This is a genomic window from Comamonas sp. NyZ500, from assembly GCF_016772095.1.
Taxonomy (GTDB): domain Bacteria; phylum Pseudomonadota; class Gammaproteobacteria; order Burkholderiales; family Burkholderiaceae_C; genus Comamonas; species Comamonas thiooxydans.
The window spans coordinates 1-13,959 of the sequence record NZ_JAEIJE010000003.1; the positions used below are offsets into that span (position 1 = coordinate 1).

At 63.9% G+C, this 13,959-nt stretch carries 11 protein-coding genes, 1 other RNA gene and 1 pseudogene; 4 read left to right on the plus strand and 9 right to left on the minus strand.

Going from position 1 to position 13,959, the window contains the following annotated elements; all coding sequences use genetic code 11:
* The 4 genes from JAO85_RS05735 to JAO85_RS05750 all read right to left on the minus strand — a co-directional run.
* A partial coding sequence (locus JAO85_RS05735; RefSeq protein WP_202787666.1) for a tripartite tricarboxylate transporter substrate-binding protein occupies positions 1-746 on the minus strand: 746 nt, incomplete at its 3' end.
* Between the two features lie 179 nt (positions 747-925).
* Positions 926-1,693, minus strand: a complete 768-nt coding sequence (locus JAO85_RS05740; protein ID WP_003069033.1) for an SDR family NAD(P)-dependent oxidoreductase — start codon at positions 1,691-1,693, stop codon at positions 926-928.
* 60 nt (positions 1,694-1,753) lie between these two features.
* Positions 1,754-3,658 carry a feruloyl-CoA synthase gene (locus JAO85_RS05745; protein ID WP_202787667.1) on the minus strand — a complete coding sequence of 635 codons (1,905 nt, stop codon included), beginning with the start codon at positions 3,656-3,658 and terminating at the stop codon, positions 1,754-1,756.
* A gap of 38 nt (positions 3,659-3,696) precedes the next feature.
* Positions 3,697-4,479, minus strand: a complete 783-nt coding sequence (locus JAO85_RS05750) for a crotonase/enoyl-CoA hydratase family protein (protein WP_012839845.1) — start codon at positions 4,477-4,479, stop codon at positions 3,697-3,699.
* Positions 4,480-4,638: 159 nt separating this feature from the next.
* On the opposite strand from JAO85_RS05750, the gene JAO85_RS05755 reads away from it, so the two are divergent.
* Together JAO85_RS05755 and JAO85_RS05760 are read left to right on the plus strand one after the other, a co-directional pair.
* Positions 4,639-6,333 carry an MBL fold metallo-hydrolase gene (locus JAO85_RS05755; RefSeq protein WP_202787668.1) on the plus strand — a complete coding sequence of 565 codons (1,695 nt, stop codon included), beginning with the start codon at positions 4,639-4,641 and terminating at the stop codon, positions 6,331-6,333.
* A gap of 66 nt (positions 6,334-6,399) precedes the next feature.
* Entirely contained in the window at positions 6,400-7,167 is a 768-nt protein-coding gene (locus tag JAO85_RS05760; protein WP_202787669.1) for a pseudouridine synthase, read from the plus strand.
* Positions 7,168-7,180: 13 nt separating this feature from the next.
* On the opposite strand, the gene JAO85_RS05765 is transcribed toward JAO85_RS05760, so the two are convergent.
* The 3 genes from JAO85_RS05765 to JAO85_RS05775 are packed head-to-tail and all read right to left on the minus strand — an operon-like array spanning position 7,181 to position 11,732.
* Positions 7,181-8,293: a siderophore-interacting protein gene (locus tag JAO85_RS05765; RefSeq protein WP_202787670.1), complete on the minus strand. Its 1,113-nt coding sequence runs from the start codon at positions 8,291-8,293 to the stop codon at positions 7,181-7,183.
* Positions 8,290-9,537: an MFS transporter gene (locus JAO85_RS05770; protein ID WP_012839849.1), complete on the minus strand. Its 1,248-nt coding sequence runs from the start codon at positions 9,535-9,537 to the stop codon at positions 8,290-8,292. The genes JAO85_RS05765 and JAO85_RS05770 overlap by 4 nt, the downstream gene beginning before the upstream one ends.
* Positions 9,537-11,732: a TonB-dependent receptor gene (locus tag JAO85_RS05775; RefSeq protein ID WP_202787671.1), complete on the minus strand. Its 2,196-nt coding sequence runs from the start codon at positions 11,730-11,732 to the stop codon at positions 9,537-9,539. The genes JAO85_RS05770 and JAO85_RS05775 overlap by 1 nt, the downstream gene beginning before the upstream one ends.
* A 70-nt stretch (positions 11,733-11,802) precedes the next feature.
* Here JAO85_RS05775 and JAO85_RS05780 point away from each other — a divergent pair, with 70 nt between their 5' ends.
* Together JAO85_RS05780 and JAO85_RS05785 are read left to right on the plus strand one after the other, a co-directional pair.
* Positions 11,803-12,531: a Crp/Fnr family transcriptional regulator gene (locus tag JAO85_RS05780; RefSeq protein ID WP_152965012.1), complete on the plus strand. Its 729-nt coding sequence runs from the start codon at positions 11,803-11,805 to the stop codon at positions 12,529-12,531.
* A 1-nt stretch (position 12,532) separates the two neighbouring features.
* Positions 12,533-12,664, plus strand: a pseudogene (locus JAO85_RS05785) (LuxR C-terminal-related transcriptional regulator); the annotation flags it as partial.
* A 41-nt stretch (positions 12,665-12,705) separates the two neighbouring features.
* On the opposite strand, the gene rnpB reads toward JAO85_RS05785, so the two are convergent.
* Positions 12,706-13,043, minus strand: an RNA gene (rnpB, locus tag JAO85_RS05790) — RNase P RNA component class A.
* A 21-nt stretch (positions 13,044-13,064) separates the two neighbouring features.
* On the minus strand, positions 13,065-13,889 hold the full coding sequence (locus JAO85_RS05795) for a helix-turn-helix domain-containing protein (protein ID WP_054073875.1): 825 nt from the start codon (positions 13,887-13,889) through the stop codon (positions 13,065-13,067).
* Positions 13,890-13,959: the final 70 nt, after the last annotated feature.

A 13,959-nucleotide genomic window follows, 5' to 3' on the forward strand; every position in this document is an offset into this window, starting at 1 on the left:
AAGGTAGGGACATTGGGCAGATAGGGGTTGCGCTGAGGGCCACTGGTGGCCAGCACGCGCAGCTTGCCGGCCTTGTAATAGCTCAGGTAGTCGCCGCACGTGCCCATGATGGCGGCGATCTGACCGCCAACGACGTCCGAGACGCCGGGTGCCATGCCGCGATATGGCGCATGGCTGAGCCTGACGCCGGAGCGCAGACTCAGCAGCGCCCCCAGCAGATGCGGCTGGCTGCCGGCACCGGGGCTGCCGAAGCTGGCCTTGTCGGGGTTGTTCTTGCACCAGGCCAGAAAATCCTTGAGCGTCTTGACCTCGGCCGGCACGGCAGGGCCGACAGCCAGCCCATGGTGCATGATGGCTCCAATCGAAATTGGCTCGAAATCCTTGGCCTGATAGCTCAGCTTGCTATAGATATGCGGGTAGATGGAGAAGGCCGAGACCTGGGACAGCGCAATCACCGAGCCGTCCCCCACGGCATTGCGCAGATTCTCCAGCGCGATGCGGCCACCGGCTCCGGGCTTGTTTTCCACCACGCCCATATTTCTGGTGTAGCTGCTGCCGCCCATTTTTTCGGCCACGCGGCGGGCCACCGAGTCACCGGCACTGCCTGCGGGAAAGCCATAAAGAATGCGCACCTGCTCCAGCGGGCCACCGCCCTGGGCATAGGCGCTGCGGCTGGTGATGCCGCCGAACGCGGCCAGCGCGGCACCAGCGCCCAGCCCTTTGACGAAATTGCGACGACCTTGCATGACTTGTCTCCTGCTTGAAATACGGACTCTTCGGTCCTGTGGAATCAATACACGTCTCAATCTTTGGCACTGAGCTGGCTCTGGCACTCTCCAAGCCAGAGACATCGAGCAAGGGCAGCCCCGCAGCGATGGTGTCGTCCCCCTTGGGGGAAGGCGCAAAGTGCCTCAGGGGGTAACACTTACCGAGGAGCCATGCGCAGCGCACCATCCAGACGAATCACCTCGCCATTGAGATGATCGTTGTGCACGATATGCACGGCCAGATCGGCAAACTCCGAAGGCTTGCCCAGGCGCGAAGGAAAGGGAATGGATGCCGCCAGCGACTGCTGCACGGGCTCGGGCAGCTCCTTCATCAACGGGGTGGCGAACAAGCCTGGCGCCACGGTGCAGACACGAATGCCGTGCTGGGCCAGATCACGCGCCATGGGCAGCGTCATGCCGACCAGTCCGCCCTTGGATGCGCTGTAAGCCTGCTGCCCCACCTGGCCGTCAAAGGCTGCCACCGAGGCGGTGTAAAGAATCACGCCGCGCGCGCCATCCTCCAGCGCCGCCAGCTTGGCGCAGCGTGCGGCAAACAGCCGCGTCATGTTGTAGCTGCCGACAAGGTTGACGCGGATCACGCGTTCAAAGTCCTCCAGCGGTGCGGGCTCGCCATCGCGGCCGATCACGCGCTTGGCCGTGCCGATGCCGGCCACATTCATGAGAATGCGTGCATCCGAGCCCCATTGCTCGCGAACGGCATCCAGCGCCGCAGTAACGCTGGCCGCATCGCAGATATCGCTCTCCAGCGCCAGTCCGCCGATCTCGGCAGCCACCACCTTGGCCTTGTCGAGCTGACGATCCAGCACGGCAACCCTGGCGCCTGCGGCAGCCAGCGCACGCGCCGTGGCTTCGCCTAGGCCCGAGGCTCCTCCGGTGACGATGGCAATCTGATCCTGAACTTGCATATCACTATCCTTTTAAAAGCTGCTTGCGCTTTCTGTCATTGGGCTCAAGCCTGTCCTGGCTCAGAGATTGGGCTTCAGGATCAGGGCCAGCGTTTCGTCGTACAGGCCTGCCACCACATCGGCGCGATGCTGGAGCACGGCACGCTGGTTGATGGAGCCCTTGTCCGTGACTTCGCCCAGGTCCAGCGAGGGCGCCCTGATCGCCGCCACTGCCCGCGCAATGCGGGTGGCACTGCCGGTGGCCGTCTGCGCCAGCTGGTTCAGAACCGTCTGCAGATGCTGCTGCACGGGCTCGCTGTGCATGATCTGCTCCAGCGTCGCCCCCGCGTCCAGGCCGCTCAAGGCCGCACAGGCCGGGGTCCCGAAAACGATGGCACCGACCTCCTTGCGATCCAGACCGGTCAGCACCACATCCTGGATATAGGGCGCGCCGGCATGGATGATCCTGGCCCGCAGCGGCCCCACATTGACGAATGTGCCCGTGGCCAGCTTGAAGTCTTCGGCAATGCGGCCGTCAAAGCGCAGACCCTGGTTTCGATCCTGCGGGTCGCGCCACTGCACGGCGTCGCCGGTGCGGAAGAATCCGTCCTCGTCAAACGCCTCTGCCGTGGCTTCGGGCGCGCGCCAGTAGCCGGGCGTGACGTTCGGCCCGCGGTAGCGCACCTCCAGCTTGCCATCCACAGGCGCCAGTTTGAGCTCCAGACCCGGCACCGGTACGCCCAGGTCCCCCGAGCGCACATCGGGACGGTTGATGAACAGGGCCGAGGGCGAGGACTCGGTCATGCCCAGGCCCGTGCCCATCACGATGCGCTCGCCGCACTCGGCCTCCTGCGTGCGGTGCAGGCTATCCCAGACGGGCTGCGCCAGAGAGGCTCCCGCGTAGAAGAACATCTTGACGCGCTTGAGCAGGCTGTTGCGCAACTGCGCATCGCTCTCCATGGCGCGGGCGATGTATTCGAAGCCCGTTGGTACGTTGAAGTAAACGGTGGGAGAGATCTCGCGCAGATTGCGCAGCGTCTCCGCAATGCCTGCCGCCGTAGGCTTGCCCTCGTCGATATAGACAGTGCCGCCGTGATAGAGCGCGAGGCCGATATTCTTGTTGCCTCCGAAAGTGTGATTCCAGGGCAGCCAGTCCACCAGCACGGGCGGGCCTTTGACCATATCGGGCATGGTCTGGGCAATCTGCTGCTGGTTGGCGCACCACATTCCGTGAGTGTTGATCACGGCCTTGGGCAGCTTGGTCGATCCCGAGGTGAACAGGAACTTGGTGATGGTGTCGGGCCCGGTGGCCTGCATGGCGGCATCCACCGCAGTTGTAGGCTCGGTTGCCAGCAGGTCGGCAAACAAGGTGCAGGTCCGGGCATCGACGGCCGGCTTGCGGTAAACCACCTCACAGCCCTCGGGCAGCACGGCGCGTACCGCCTTGTCGTAGCGCGCCGCATCGGCGGCAAAGATCAGGCCTGGCGTGAGAGTATCGACCACATGGCGCAGCTTGGCGTAATCAGTGCTGACCAGTGAATAGGCCGTGGAGACCGAGCAATAGGGCACGCCTGCATACAGGCAGCCCATGGCCAGCATGGCATGGTCGAGATCGTTCTCGCTGAGGATGATGACGGGACGCTCTGCCGAAAGCTTTCTGTCCAGCAAGGACTGCGCAATGCTGCGCGCCGCTGCCAGCGTCTGGGCATAGTCGACGCGCTGCCAATCACCGGTGCTGCCGTCGGCCAGTCGTTGCCGCTGGGCGATGAAGGTCTGCTGCGGCGTGGTCTGCGCCCAGTGCACCAGCCTGTCAGTCATGCGTGCTGCGTGCTCTGCCAGCTCCCGGTCGGAGCGCACGTAGAAAGTGCCGTCGCCTGCCTCCCTGACCTGGATGCTGCGCACGCCGAACTCCAGCTCACGGTAGCGGGGCCTGCCCCCCTCTACCACCTGGCCGAGGGCCTGCATGGCTGTGTTTGTCTCCTGCATTGTCTTTGTCTCCGCAGCGTTGTTTTTTGAGAGTGCTTTCAGTCCTTGCTGACCTTGGCGGCCCGCCCTGACAGAAATTCCTGCAAACGGAACTTGGCTTCTGGCGCGCTCTGCGCCACGGCAGCCATCAGAGCTTCTGTCATCAGCCCCTGATCGGCGGGCTGATCGGCAATCCTGGGCAACGCGTGCATCAGGGCGTAATTGGTCATGGGGGCGTTTTCGGCAATGCGCAGCGCCAGTTCCACGGCCTTGTCCAATGCATGTCCTTCGGGCACCAGATATTGCGACAGACCAATGCGCTCACCCTCTTCGGCCTTGTACACACGGCCCGTGAACATCATGTCGGCCATGCGTGCGGCTCCGATCAGGCGCGGGATGCGCACCGAGCCGCCGCCGCCGACGAAAATGCCGCGCGAACCTTCGGGCAAGGCATAGAAGGTACTGCTGTCGGCCACACGGATATGGCAGGCGCTGGCCAGCTCCAGACCGCCGCCCACCACGGCGCCATGCAGGGCGGCGACCACGGGCACCGCGCCGAACTGCACCTGGCGCAACGCCTCATGCCACATGCGTGAGTGCAGAACGCCCTGGGCCGCATCGCGTTCGCTGAGCTCGCTCAGATCCAGGCCGGCGCAGAAATGCGGTCCATCGCCATCCACCACTGCAGCGCGCACGCTGGCGGGCAGATTCATGAACACATCGCGCAGACCTAGCACCAGCCCATCGGACAAGGCGTTGCGCTTGGCGGCACGCATCAGACGAATGACGGCGACCTGTTCGACTTCGCCACGGAACTCAACTGCAATTTCTTTATGAGTCATAACCATTCCTTTTGCATCATTATTGTTATTTCAAATAACTAAATGCAAGACATCCTCGGCCGTTTGCTCTCAGTGCTTTCCCCGATTCGCGCAGCAGGAGTGCACAACTAGTCCAGGTGTGACATTCACGAACGCGGCGACTTCGCATAATGTGACCTCATGACATCACCCAGCCAGCCCCGCCCCAGCCAGTTGCTTCAGCCCCAGCGCGCGCCAGTTCCCGCGCGCGATGCTTCCACGCTTTTGTTGCTGCGCGACTGCGCCGATGGCAATGGTTTTGAAGTGCTGATGACAAGGCGTGCAGATCAAGGCATCTTTGCCAATGCCTATGTTTTCCCCGGCGGCGGCCAGGAAGATGAAGATGCAGCCCCAGCCAGTCATGCGCTGGCGCGCCTGCGCCCCAGCATGATCGCCGAGGCGGGAGATGAACGCATCACCCAGGCTCTGACAGGCATTCGCGAGACTTTTGAGGAGCTGGGCATCCTGCTGGCCTATGACCAGGCCGGCCAACCCGTTCCACCGGCCCAAGTTCAGCAACTGGACCGCAAGGCATCGCTGTATGAGCAATGCCGCGCGCGCGGCTGGACGCTGGCCGTGGACCAGCTCTGGTATCTGGCCCACTGGACCGCACCACTGGACCTGCCCAAGCGCTTTAACGTGCCGTTCTTTGTGGCCCGCATGCCCGAGGGTCAAACGGCGGTGGCCGACGAAACCGAGCAGTTCGAGCCCACCTGGATTTCTCCGCAGGATGCGATTGCGCGCTTTGAAGAGAAAAAGCTGTTCATCCTCTTTCCCACCCAGCGCACATTGCAGCGCATCGCTCACCAGCCCGATACCCAGGCCGTGATCAATGCACTGCTAAGCGAGAAGCCGCTGTGGCAGGCCTGCCCCCGTGGCGGCCACCTGAAAGGCAAAGACACACGTCATACCGAAACCGATATGGCCTATGGCGAACTGGAAATGGTGCTGCCCGACGGCCACGGCATTCACCATCTGGACTGGCAGCCTGAAAAAGCCGTGCCGCTGCGCAAGAACCTGCTGCGTTTGACGGCCCCCAACTCCGGCATGATGACCGGTCCCGGCACCAACAGCTATCTGGTCGGCGATGCGCATACCGGCTATATCGCCATCGACCCCGGCCCGAACGATGCCGAACATCTGCAGCGCCTGCACGATGCCGCCGGCGGCGATATCCGCTACATCGTCTGCACCCATTCCCACCCCGATCACTCGCCGGGCGCCACGCCGCTGCAGGCCATGGTCCTGCTCTCCGGCCATGCCAGGCCTCCCATCATGGGCCTGCCGTCGGCGCCCACAGCGCGCGCCAACAGTCGCTTCAAACCCGAGGTGACGCTACGGGACGGAGAGCGCATCACGCTTACCGGACAAGGGGCAGAAGGCGAGATCACGCATACGCTGCAAGCCATCTTCACGCCCGGCCACGCGGCCAACCACCTGTGCTTTCTGCTGGAGGAGGACGCGCTGCTATTCAGTGGCGATCACATCCTCAATGGCAGCACCACCGTCATCAGCCCGCCGGACGGCAATATGATCGATTACCTCGATTCGCTGGACAGGCTCCACTCCATGTGCCTGGAGCACGACATTCGCTACATCCTGCCCGCCCATGGCTATGTGCTGGGCTTTGCGCGACATCAGATCACCCGCCTCAAGGCCCACCGCCTGGCACGCGAGGCCAAGGTGCACCAAGCCATGCGCACCAAGCCCGACGGCAGCATTCAGGACTGGGTGGCGATTGCCTACGCCGACACACCGCAAGCCCTGTGGCCCGTGGCCCAGCAATCGCTGCTGGCGCATGTGGAGCGCATTCAAAAGCTCTGCCTTGGCAGATAGCGCCCAGCGACCGCCGCGCTAGACCTGTGGACAACTAGGACATGGCCGGAGCATTAAGCTCTCGCCATGTCTGAATCCCTGCCTGAACAAGAAAGCATCCGCCTGGCCAAACGCGTGGCGGAGCAAGAACAATGCTCGCGCCGCGAAGCCGAGCTCCATATCGTCGCGGGCAATGTCCAGGTGGACGGCAAAGTGGTGCAAGTGCCCGAAACCCGCGTGCGCCCCGATCAGGTAGTGATCCTGCGCAAGGATGCCAAGCCTGAAGCCATTCCGCCCGTCACCATCCTGATGAACAAGCCTGCGGGCATGACCCAGGGCCCGGCCTATGGCCGCGTGCGCAGCGCGCATTCGCTGCTGAGAGAAGACACCAAGGCCAAGCTGGATACGCCCATGCCCCAGCTGGTGCTGGAGCATCACTTCAGGAATCTGGAGTCGTTTCTGACGATTCCCCTGCCTGCCAGCGGCCTCATCGTCTACACCCAGGACAAGCGCGTGGCACGCAAGCTGGCCGAGGAAGGCATGTGGCTGGAGCAGGAAATCATCGTCGGCGTGGAGGGCCAGATCATTGAAGACGGCCTGGAAATTCTGTACGAAGGTCTGCCCATTCCCGGCGGCAACGGCCATCGCCGCATGCCTCCCTGCCACGTGAGCTGGCAGAGCGAAAACCACCTGCGTTTCGCTCTCAAGGGCATTGCGCCCGAAGAGATCGAGAAGATGTGCGCCGCCATCGGCCTAGCGGTGGTCAGCATGCGCCGGCTGCGCCTTGGCCGCGTCTCGCTGGCCAAGGTGCCCGAGGGCCAGTGGCGCTATCTGATGCCCTGGGAAAGGTTCTGAACGGATCAGCGCCTTAGCGCCAATAACTGCTCACCAGTCTGCACACGCTGGCTGCGGGGGCATGACCGCGCACCCACTGCCGTATGGCTACGGCCATGGCCTGACCGCCCGCAGCCCATAGCTGCGTGCCTTGGGGCTGCGACCAATCCTGCTGCTGCAGCCAGGCCAGCACCGCCGCGATGCCCTCCTCCGATGCCCCTGGCCTGCCCGCGCAGAACCAGGTGACATGCCGCTGCAACTGCGCGGGCAGCGCCCTGCACTCCTGCGGCGAGTCGACCCAGCACCAGGCATACGCCTGCCGGCCCGGCTGGGCGTCTTCCAGAATGCGGGCCACAGCAGGCAGGCCACAGGCATCCGCCAGCAATATCAGCCGGTCGGCCTGAGGCACTCTGCCGCCCGAAGGGCTGAGGACACCGACCTCATCGCCGGCCGCAGCCGTCATGCCCCATCGCGCACCGGGCGCCAGCGGCCCACCACCCTCCCGCGCATGCAGCAGCACATCGATATCGATGGCGCGCGTCTGCGGGTCCCGCGCCCGGATGGTGTAGCTGCGACGTGGCAGCCGGGGAGCTCCGTGTGGCCAGAGCAGGCGGCCGTCAGCATCTATGAGCGGCCACTGGGGCATAGCGCCTGGAGTCGGCAGCAGCAAGCGCACATGCAGGCCGTCCGGTGCCAGATCCTCGAATCCCTTCTGCGCCTGGGCCTGTAAGCGCAGGCGCCGCATATGCGGCGTCAGCACCTGGTTGCTAAGCACGCGCCAGACATTCAGGCTCGGACTATCGCCCGCGCTCCCGCTGTCCCTGTCACTCTCCCAGGCAATACACCATTGCGCGGCGGGAATGCACAGCTGCTCGGCAAACTGCTGCAGGTGCTCGCCCAGGGACAGCTGCATCAGCTGCGCCATGCGCCCATCCACGGCCTGCAGTTCGCAGGCTATGCGCGAGTCCCCCGTAAGGCGCAGCTCCAGGCTGCCCACCTGGTCCAGCTGCAAATGCACCGAGCCTGGTGGCTCGGTGTGCAGGGCCTGGACCTCCTCATCCTCCAGATGTGCGGCAAACCAGCGGGTAAAGGCGGCGGCATCGGGCAGTTGCAACTGAGCGGACGCGATGTGTACTTCGGATGTCATGCGGCAGCCTCCACGGATCCGCCACTGGTGCTGCGGTAGCTCAGCAACAACCTGGCCACGACCAGCCAGCTGAAAACGGCCAGCGCGCTGGTCACGGCAAACAGGCCCGAAAAGCCGAACTGCTTGGCGATGAAGCCACCCGCCATCGAGCTGAGCATATAGGTCAGAAACTCCGCACAGGCCAGGATGGTGAAGTCCGTGCCTGGCTGCGAATGGCTGGACGCCGACATGAACAAGGCATAGAGCGCGACCATTTCCATGTAGCGCAAAAGGCTGAGTGCCACGGTGAGCCCGACCAGCGGCAGATCCGAACCCAGCAAGTGCAGCGAATGCAGCAGGAACAGGGCAAAAACCAGGGCGCGTATGCCGCTCAATGCCAGCAGCACCTGCTCACGGCTGCGCCAGCGCAGCCACAGCGCGGCCAGCGCGCTGCCGGCCAGACCCGCAATGGCTGCCCCAGTGCCACCAAGCACCCCCACCTGGCCCAGCGACAGCTCGTTGTGCAGCAGATAGCTGCTTTCCATGGAACGCTGCATGCCTTCGCTGAGCCGGAAGACCACTGCCAGCGCCAGCACCGACAGCATACCGGGACGCTGCAGGAAGTTGCGCAGACTGGGCCCGGTCTTTGCTTGCCCGGGCGCCGCTGCCGCCGGCATGCGCTCGGGCTCGACCATCCAGGGTAGCGTCAGCAGCGGCAACAAGCACAACGCCGCCATCAGCAGCAGTGCCGGCTGCCAGCCCAGGCGCTCCATGAGCACCAGAGACAGGGAGCCGCCTATGAGCACCCCACCAGCCACCGCAGCCGCCTGTATGGCATTGCCACGACCCAGCTCGGTGCCGCGCAGTTGCTGTGTGGCATAGCCGTCGGTAGCGATGTCCTGCGTGGCCACGGACAGAGAGATCAACATGCCGATGGCAACAATGGTGGCGATGGGCACCTGCGGTCCACACAGCGCCAGCAGCACGACGCCGGCTGCCGTGGCCAGTTGGGTGCAGAGTATCCAACTGCGCCTGTGGCCCCAGCCCAGGGGCTGCCAGCGGTCCACGAAGGGAGCCCAGAGGAATTTGAGGACCAGCGGCAGCATCAGCACCGACAGCATGCCCACTTGCTGCAAAGGCATGCCGGCCGCGCGCAAGGCAGCCGGCACGGCCATGATCAGCAGATAGCCGGGGATTCCCTGAGCAATGTACAGAGCCACGAGCACGGCCCAGAACCCACGCGGACGGGCATGGTACTCCTGCATCAATACTCCACCCGGTAGTTCAGCGTAAAGGTGCGCCCGCGCCCCTGGAAGGCAAAGGCCTGCGGCGAGACGGCTCCCACGCCGTAGAGCGCCATGGCGCGCTGCGACCAGGTGGTGAGGTACTGCCTGTCCAGAAGGTTCTGGATGCCGAAGTTCAACGTGCCCAGCGACAGCTTCACGCTGCCCAGCAAGTCCATGGTGGTGAAGCCCTTGATGCGCTGTGCGCTGTCATCCTCGAGCCTGAACTGGTGCGTCGCCTGCAGTCTCAGATTCCAGGGCGATGGCGCCCATTGCACATAGGTGCCGAGCTTGGACGGGCTCGCCGTCATGATACTCTGCCGCGACCACTCCCCGCCCTGGCGCGTCTGCGAGCGTATCCACAGCCAGTTGCCGCCTGCACTCCACTGCGAACCCATGGCGTAGTCCAGCGAGCCCTCGATGCCGTAGTTGCGTCGTCTTTCGTCCGCCACATTGATGGTCACGTTGTTGTTGGCATTGTTGATCTGCAGTGTCTGGTCTGACCATGCGTAGAACAGCGCCGCCTGCAGCTTCAGGGGGCTGCCATGCGTCTTCCAGCCCCATTCGAGCTGGCGCGTCTTGATACCCTTGAGCGGAGATCCGGCAGGATCGATGCCGCTGACCAGTTGCCAATGCGAACCATTGAGCGCGTAGTTGCCCTGACCATAGTACTTGGCAGGGTCGGGAAGCTCGAAGCCTTCGGAATAGCTGAGCCAGGTGCTGTGGGCCTTGCTCAGCTCATAGGTGGCCCCCAGGTTAAACAATCCGACCTTGTAGCTGTTCTTGCCGCCGCGGATGGCATCGGCCGTCGTTCCACGGCCCAGCAGCAGGGAGAGCTGCTGGTTGAAGCCCACGAAGTCGCCCACCTCCAGGCCCATGTGCTGGTAGCGCAGCCCGCCGCTGAGGGTCAGCTCGGGCTTGAGCTTCCATTCGGCCTGGGCAAACAGCGCCGTCGTATCGACCCGATAACCCGGATAGCGCCCGGTGCTGCCTATGGAGCGGTTCACCATGCCCCCCGAGGCCAGGGCTTGGCCGGTATCGAACACGGTCGCCGATCCGTCGAAGGTTTCGCGGTCCCAGTCCAGGCCGTAGCGCAGGCTGACATCCCCCCAGGATTTGGCCAGTGCGGACTTGAAGCCCCAGCTGTCCGTGTTCTGGTGCGAGGCGGTGACCACGGAGCTGGGAAACGGCGCAAAGTCCATCTTCTCCTTGCGCCAGAAGCTCTGGATATAGAGATTTTGGCCGCCGAACACCTGCTCTACGCGGTAGTCCGCGTTGAACATGGCGCGCTCGGTCTGGGGCATCACATCGCTGACAAAGCCACCGCGCTGCTCCAGCAGCCCGGGCCTGCCGCCGAAGATGCCCGCGAGATTCGGCCCCCCATAAAGATAGGAGCCACCGTCGAACCTGTTGCGGTAGTACTGAGCGCCGAGGCTCAGGCTTTGCCGCGCATCGATCTTGAGCTGCAGGTTGCCCATCAGATCCACGATGCGCGTATTTTGCGCATCGGTCTGCGCGATGTCGGTACGCACCGGATCGCCCTTGCCGTCATAGAAACTGCCGTTTTGCTGCAGCGCGATACCCAGCCGGGCCTGAACGCGGTCATTGCCGCCCGCAATGGACTGAGCGAGTCGATACTGATGATCTCGGCTGCCCTGCAGCCCCGATGTCACGCCCAGCTCGCTGCTGAAACGCGTGGGAGCATCCGAGGCCTTGCGCGTGATGATGTTGATGACGCCGCCGGTCGCTCCGCCGCCATAGAGGGCGCTGGCACCGGCAAGCACCTCGATGCGCTCGATGTTGAACGGATCCACGGCATCCAACTGCCGAGCCGTGCCGCGCGAACTGTTGAGTGACACGCCGTCGATCATTACCAGCATGGTGCGTCCGCGCAGATTCTGGCCAAAATTGCTGCGCGACTGCCCTCCCAGGTCTATGCCCGGGACCAGTTGGCCCAGGGCCTCCTGCAGATTGCGGCCAGCGCCCAGTTGTGCCTGGAGCTCTGCATGCTCGATCACCTGCACGCTCGCGGCCAGTTCGCTGCGGATCTGGGGGGCTGCCGAAGCGCTGACCTGCTGCTCGGGTAGCACGACCTCGGTCTGCGCCGCCTGCGCCCCCCCTGCCACGGTAGCCGTCACCACGGCGGCCACTCCCTCCAACAACCCGATTTTTCTCATCTGGATACCCACATTGAATGCACGAATAACCCCAGAAGAATAAACAAACGAGAATGAGAATTCTTTTCTTTTGAGAACAATCTCCGCCGCCATGCCCATCAATCCCTCGTTCCTAGGCAAAGAGCAGGCACTTGCCGGCTGGCAGCAGTGCATCTGGTCGCATGCAGTCAGCGACCAGATGTTCGAGGAATGTGTGCGCCCCGCGCTGACCGTGCGCCACGTCCCGGCGGGCCACTACCTGTGGTGCAACGACGACGCCCCACGCGGCTGGGTCGGGGTGCGGCGCGGTGCCGTGAAACTGTGCATGCCGGGCGAGGACGGGCGATCCATCACGCTGTGCGGCTTTGCCGGCAGCTGGTTCGGTGAAGCCTGCCTGCTGCGCCAGGGCGCGCGCATGGATTGCGATGCCGTGGCCCTGCACGATCTGACCATGCTGACGCTGGCGGCTCCGGCCTTTCACCGCCTGCGCCTCGAATCCCCGGCTTTCAGCCAGTTCCTGCTGGAGCTCATGGCGGAACGCAATCAGCAACTCATGCGCCTTATCTCGGCTCAGCAATGCAGCCACATCACCAGCCGCGTCGCCCAGTGCCTGGGGGCCTTGATCACGCCGCTGAACTTTCCGTTCCCCGATGCAGGTCAGCTCAACATCACACAAAGCGAGCTGGCCGACTTCTGTCGCGTCTCGCGCTCGCGCTTCAACGAAGCGCTGCTGGAGCTGGAACGCCAGGACCTGCTGACCGTAGGTTACCGAAGCGTGCAGCTCAAGGATGTAGAAAGGCTGCGAAGATACGCGACATAGCGGCCTGACCCAGGACGGCATTGCGGCCGATCTCGGACTGAGCGCTGCCCCGGTCAAGACCTATCGCAACCGCGCATTTGCGCGGCTTGATATCCACCATCCCCATCAGCAGTTCGCGCTGATGGTGGAGTGAATGCAGTGGATTCGCCGGGCTGTGCCCGGTCGAGGAAGAAAGTGTGAAGCGCGCCGATAAGCCGGATTCTGTGCACAACGGTTGCCCGCCATGTGACCGCCATTAATCTTGGCCATCAGTCGCCCGATGGCTCGGTGCTACCTACCCGCACACTCCGGGGGCCCCGTCAACGTGTGCCTACTTGGTATTGCTGCGCGTAGAGATTGCCCGTTTCACCCTGGTTGGTCTGCCTTGCGGCACTCCTGCCAGACTCGTCTCTGTTGCTCTGATCCTCACCTCACGGTGGACAGCTGTTAGCTGCTACGCCGCCCTATGCAGTCCGGACGTTCCTCCAGTACGGCCTTTCGGCACTTGTACCAGCGGCGGTCTGGCGCACTTCACGGCGCGCATTATCCCGCGTTCAGAAAGAACTTGCACAGAACTCGCGCCTGAACTGCTCGGGAGGCAGGCCGGACTCGCGCTGGAACATGGCAATAAAGGCCGAGGGCGTGCTGTAGCCCAGGTCGTAGGCGATCTGCTGCACGGTGTGGCCGGCCTCCAGCGCGTCGATGGCCTGCAGATAACGCATGCGCTGGCGCCATTCGCCCAGACTCATGCCCAGCTCGCGCTGGCAGTGGCGGGCCAGCGTGCGCTCCGTCATGTGCACGGTCTCGGCCCATTCGGCCAGGCTGCGGTGGTCGTCGGGGCGCGACTGCATGGCGTCCAGCACCTGCACCAGCGCCGGATGCCGGGCCACGGGCAAAAAGCTCAGCTCCAGCGGCGTGGCTCGCAACTGGTCATGCACTACCTGGGCCAGACGCAGGTCTGCGTCAGTCACCGGGATCTGCACGCCTCGGGCACCGAAGTCCGCGAGCACGGCCTTGACGATGGGTCCCAGGCGCATGCAGCCCGCCGTCTGCGGCAGGTCCGCACACAGATCAGGGGCCAGATAGACAGAGCGGTACTGCACCGCATGCTGCAGATAGCAGCTGTGCACCACGCCCGGCGGAATCCACACCCCGTGCTGCGGCGGGCACAGGATATGGCCGCTGGGCACATCCATGCTCAGACTGCCGTGGGCCGCGTAGTTCAGATGCCCCCAGCGATGGCTGTGCGGCGGAGCCTCGCTGTGTTCGCCGAACTCGTCATAGCGGAAGTAATAGTGGCCAGGCACTTTGTCGGTGTCCAGGATCTGTACGGCATGGCGCTTGGCGACCAGGCCGGGAGTCGGGGCTGAGGCAGGCATGGGTTCGTCCGGCTTGAGTTATGAAATGTCTGAAATCAGCAATGCGCTTCAAATACGTCAAGCGCATCAT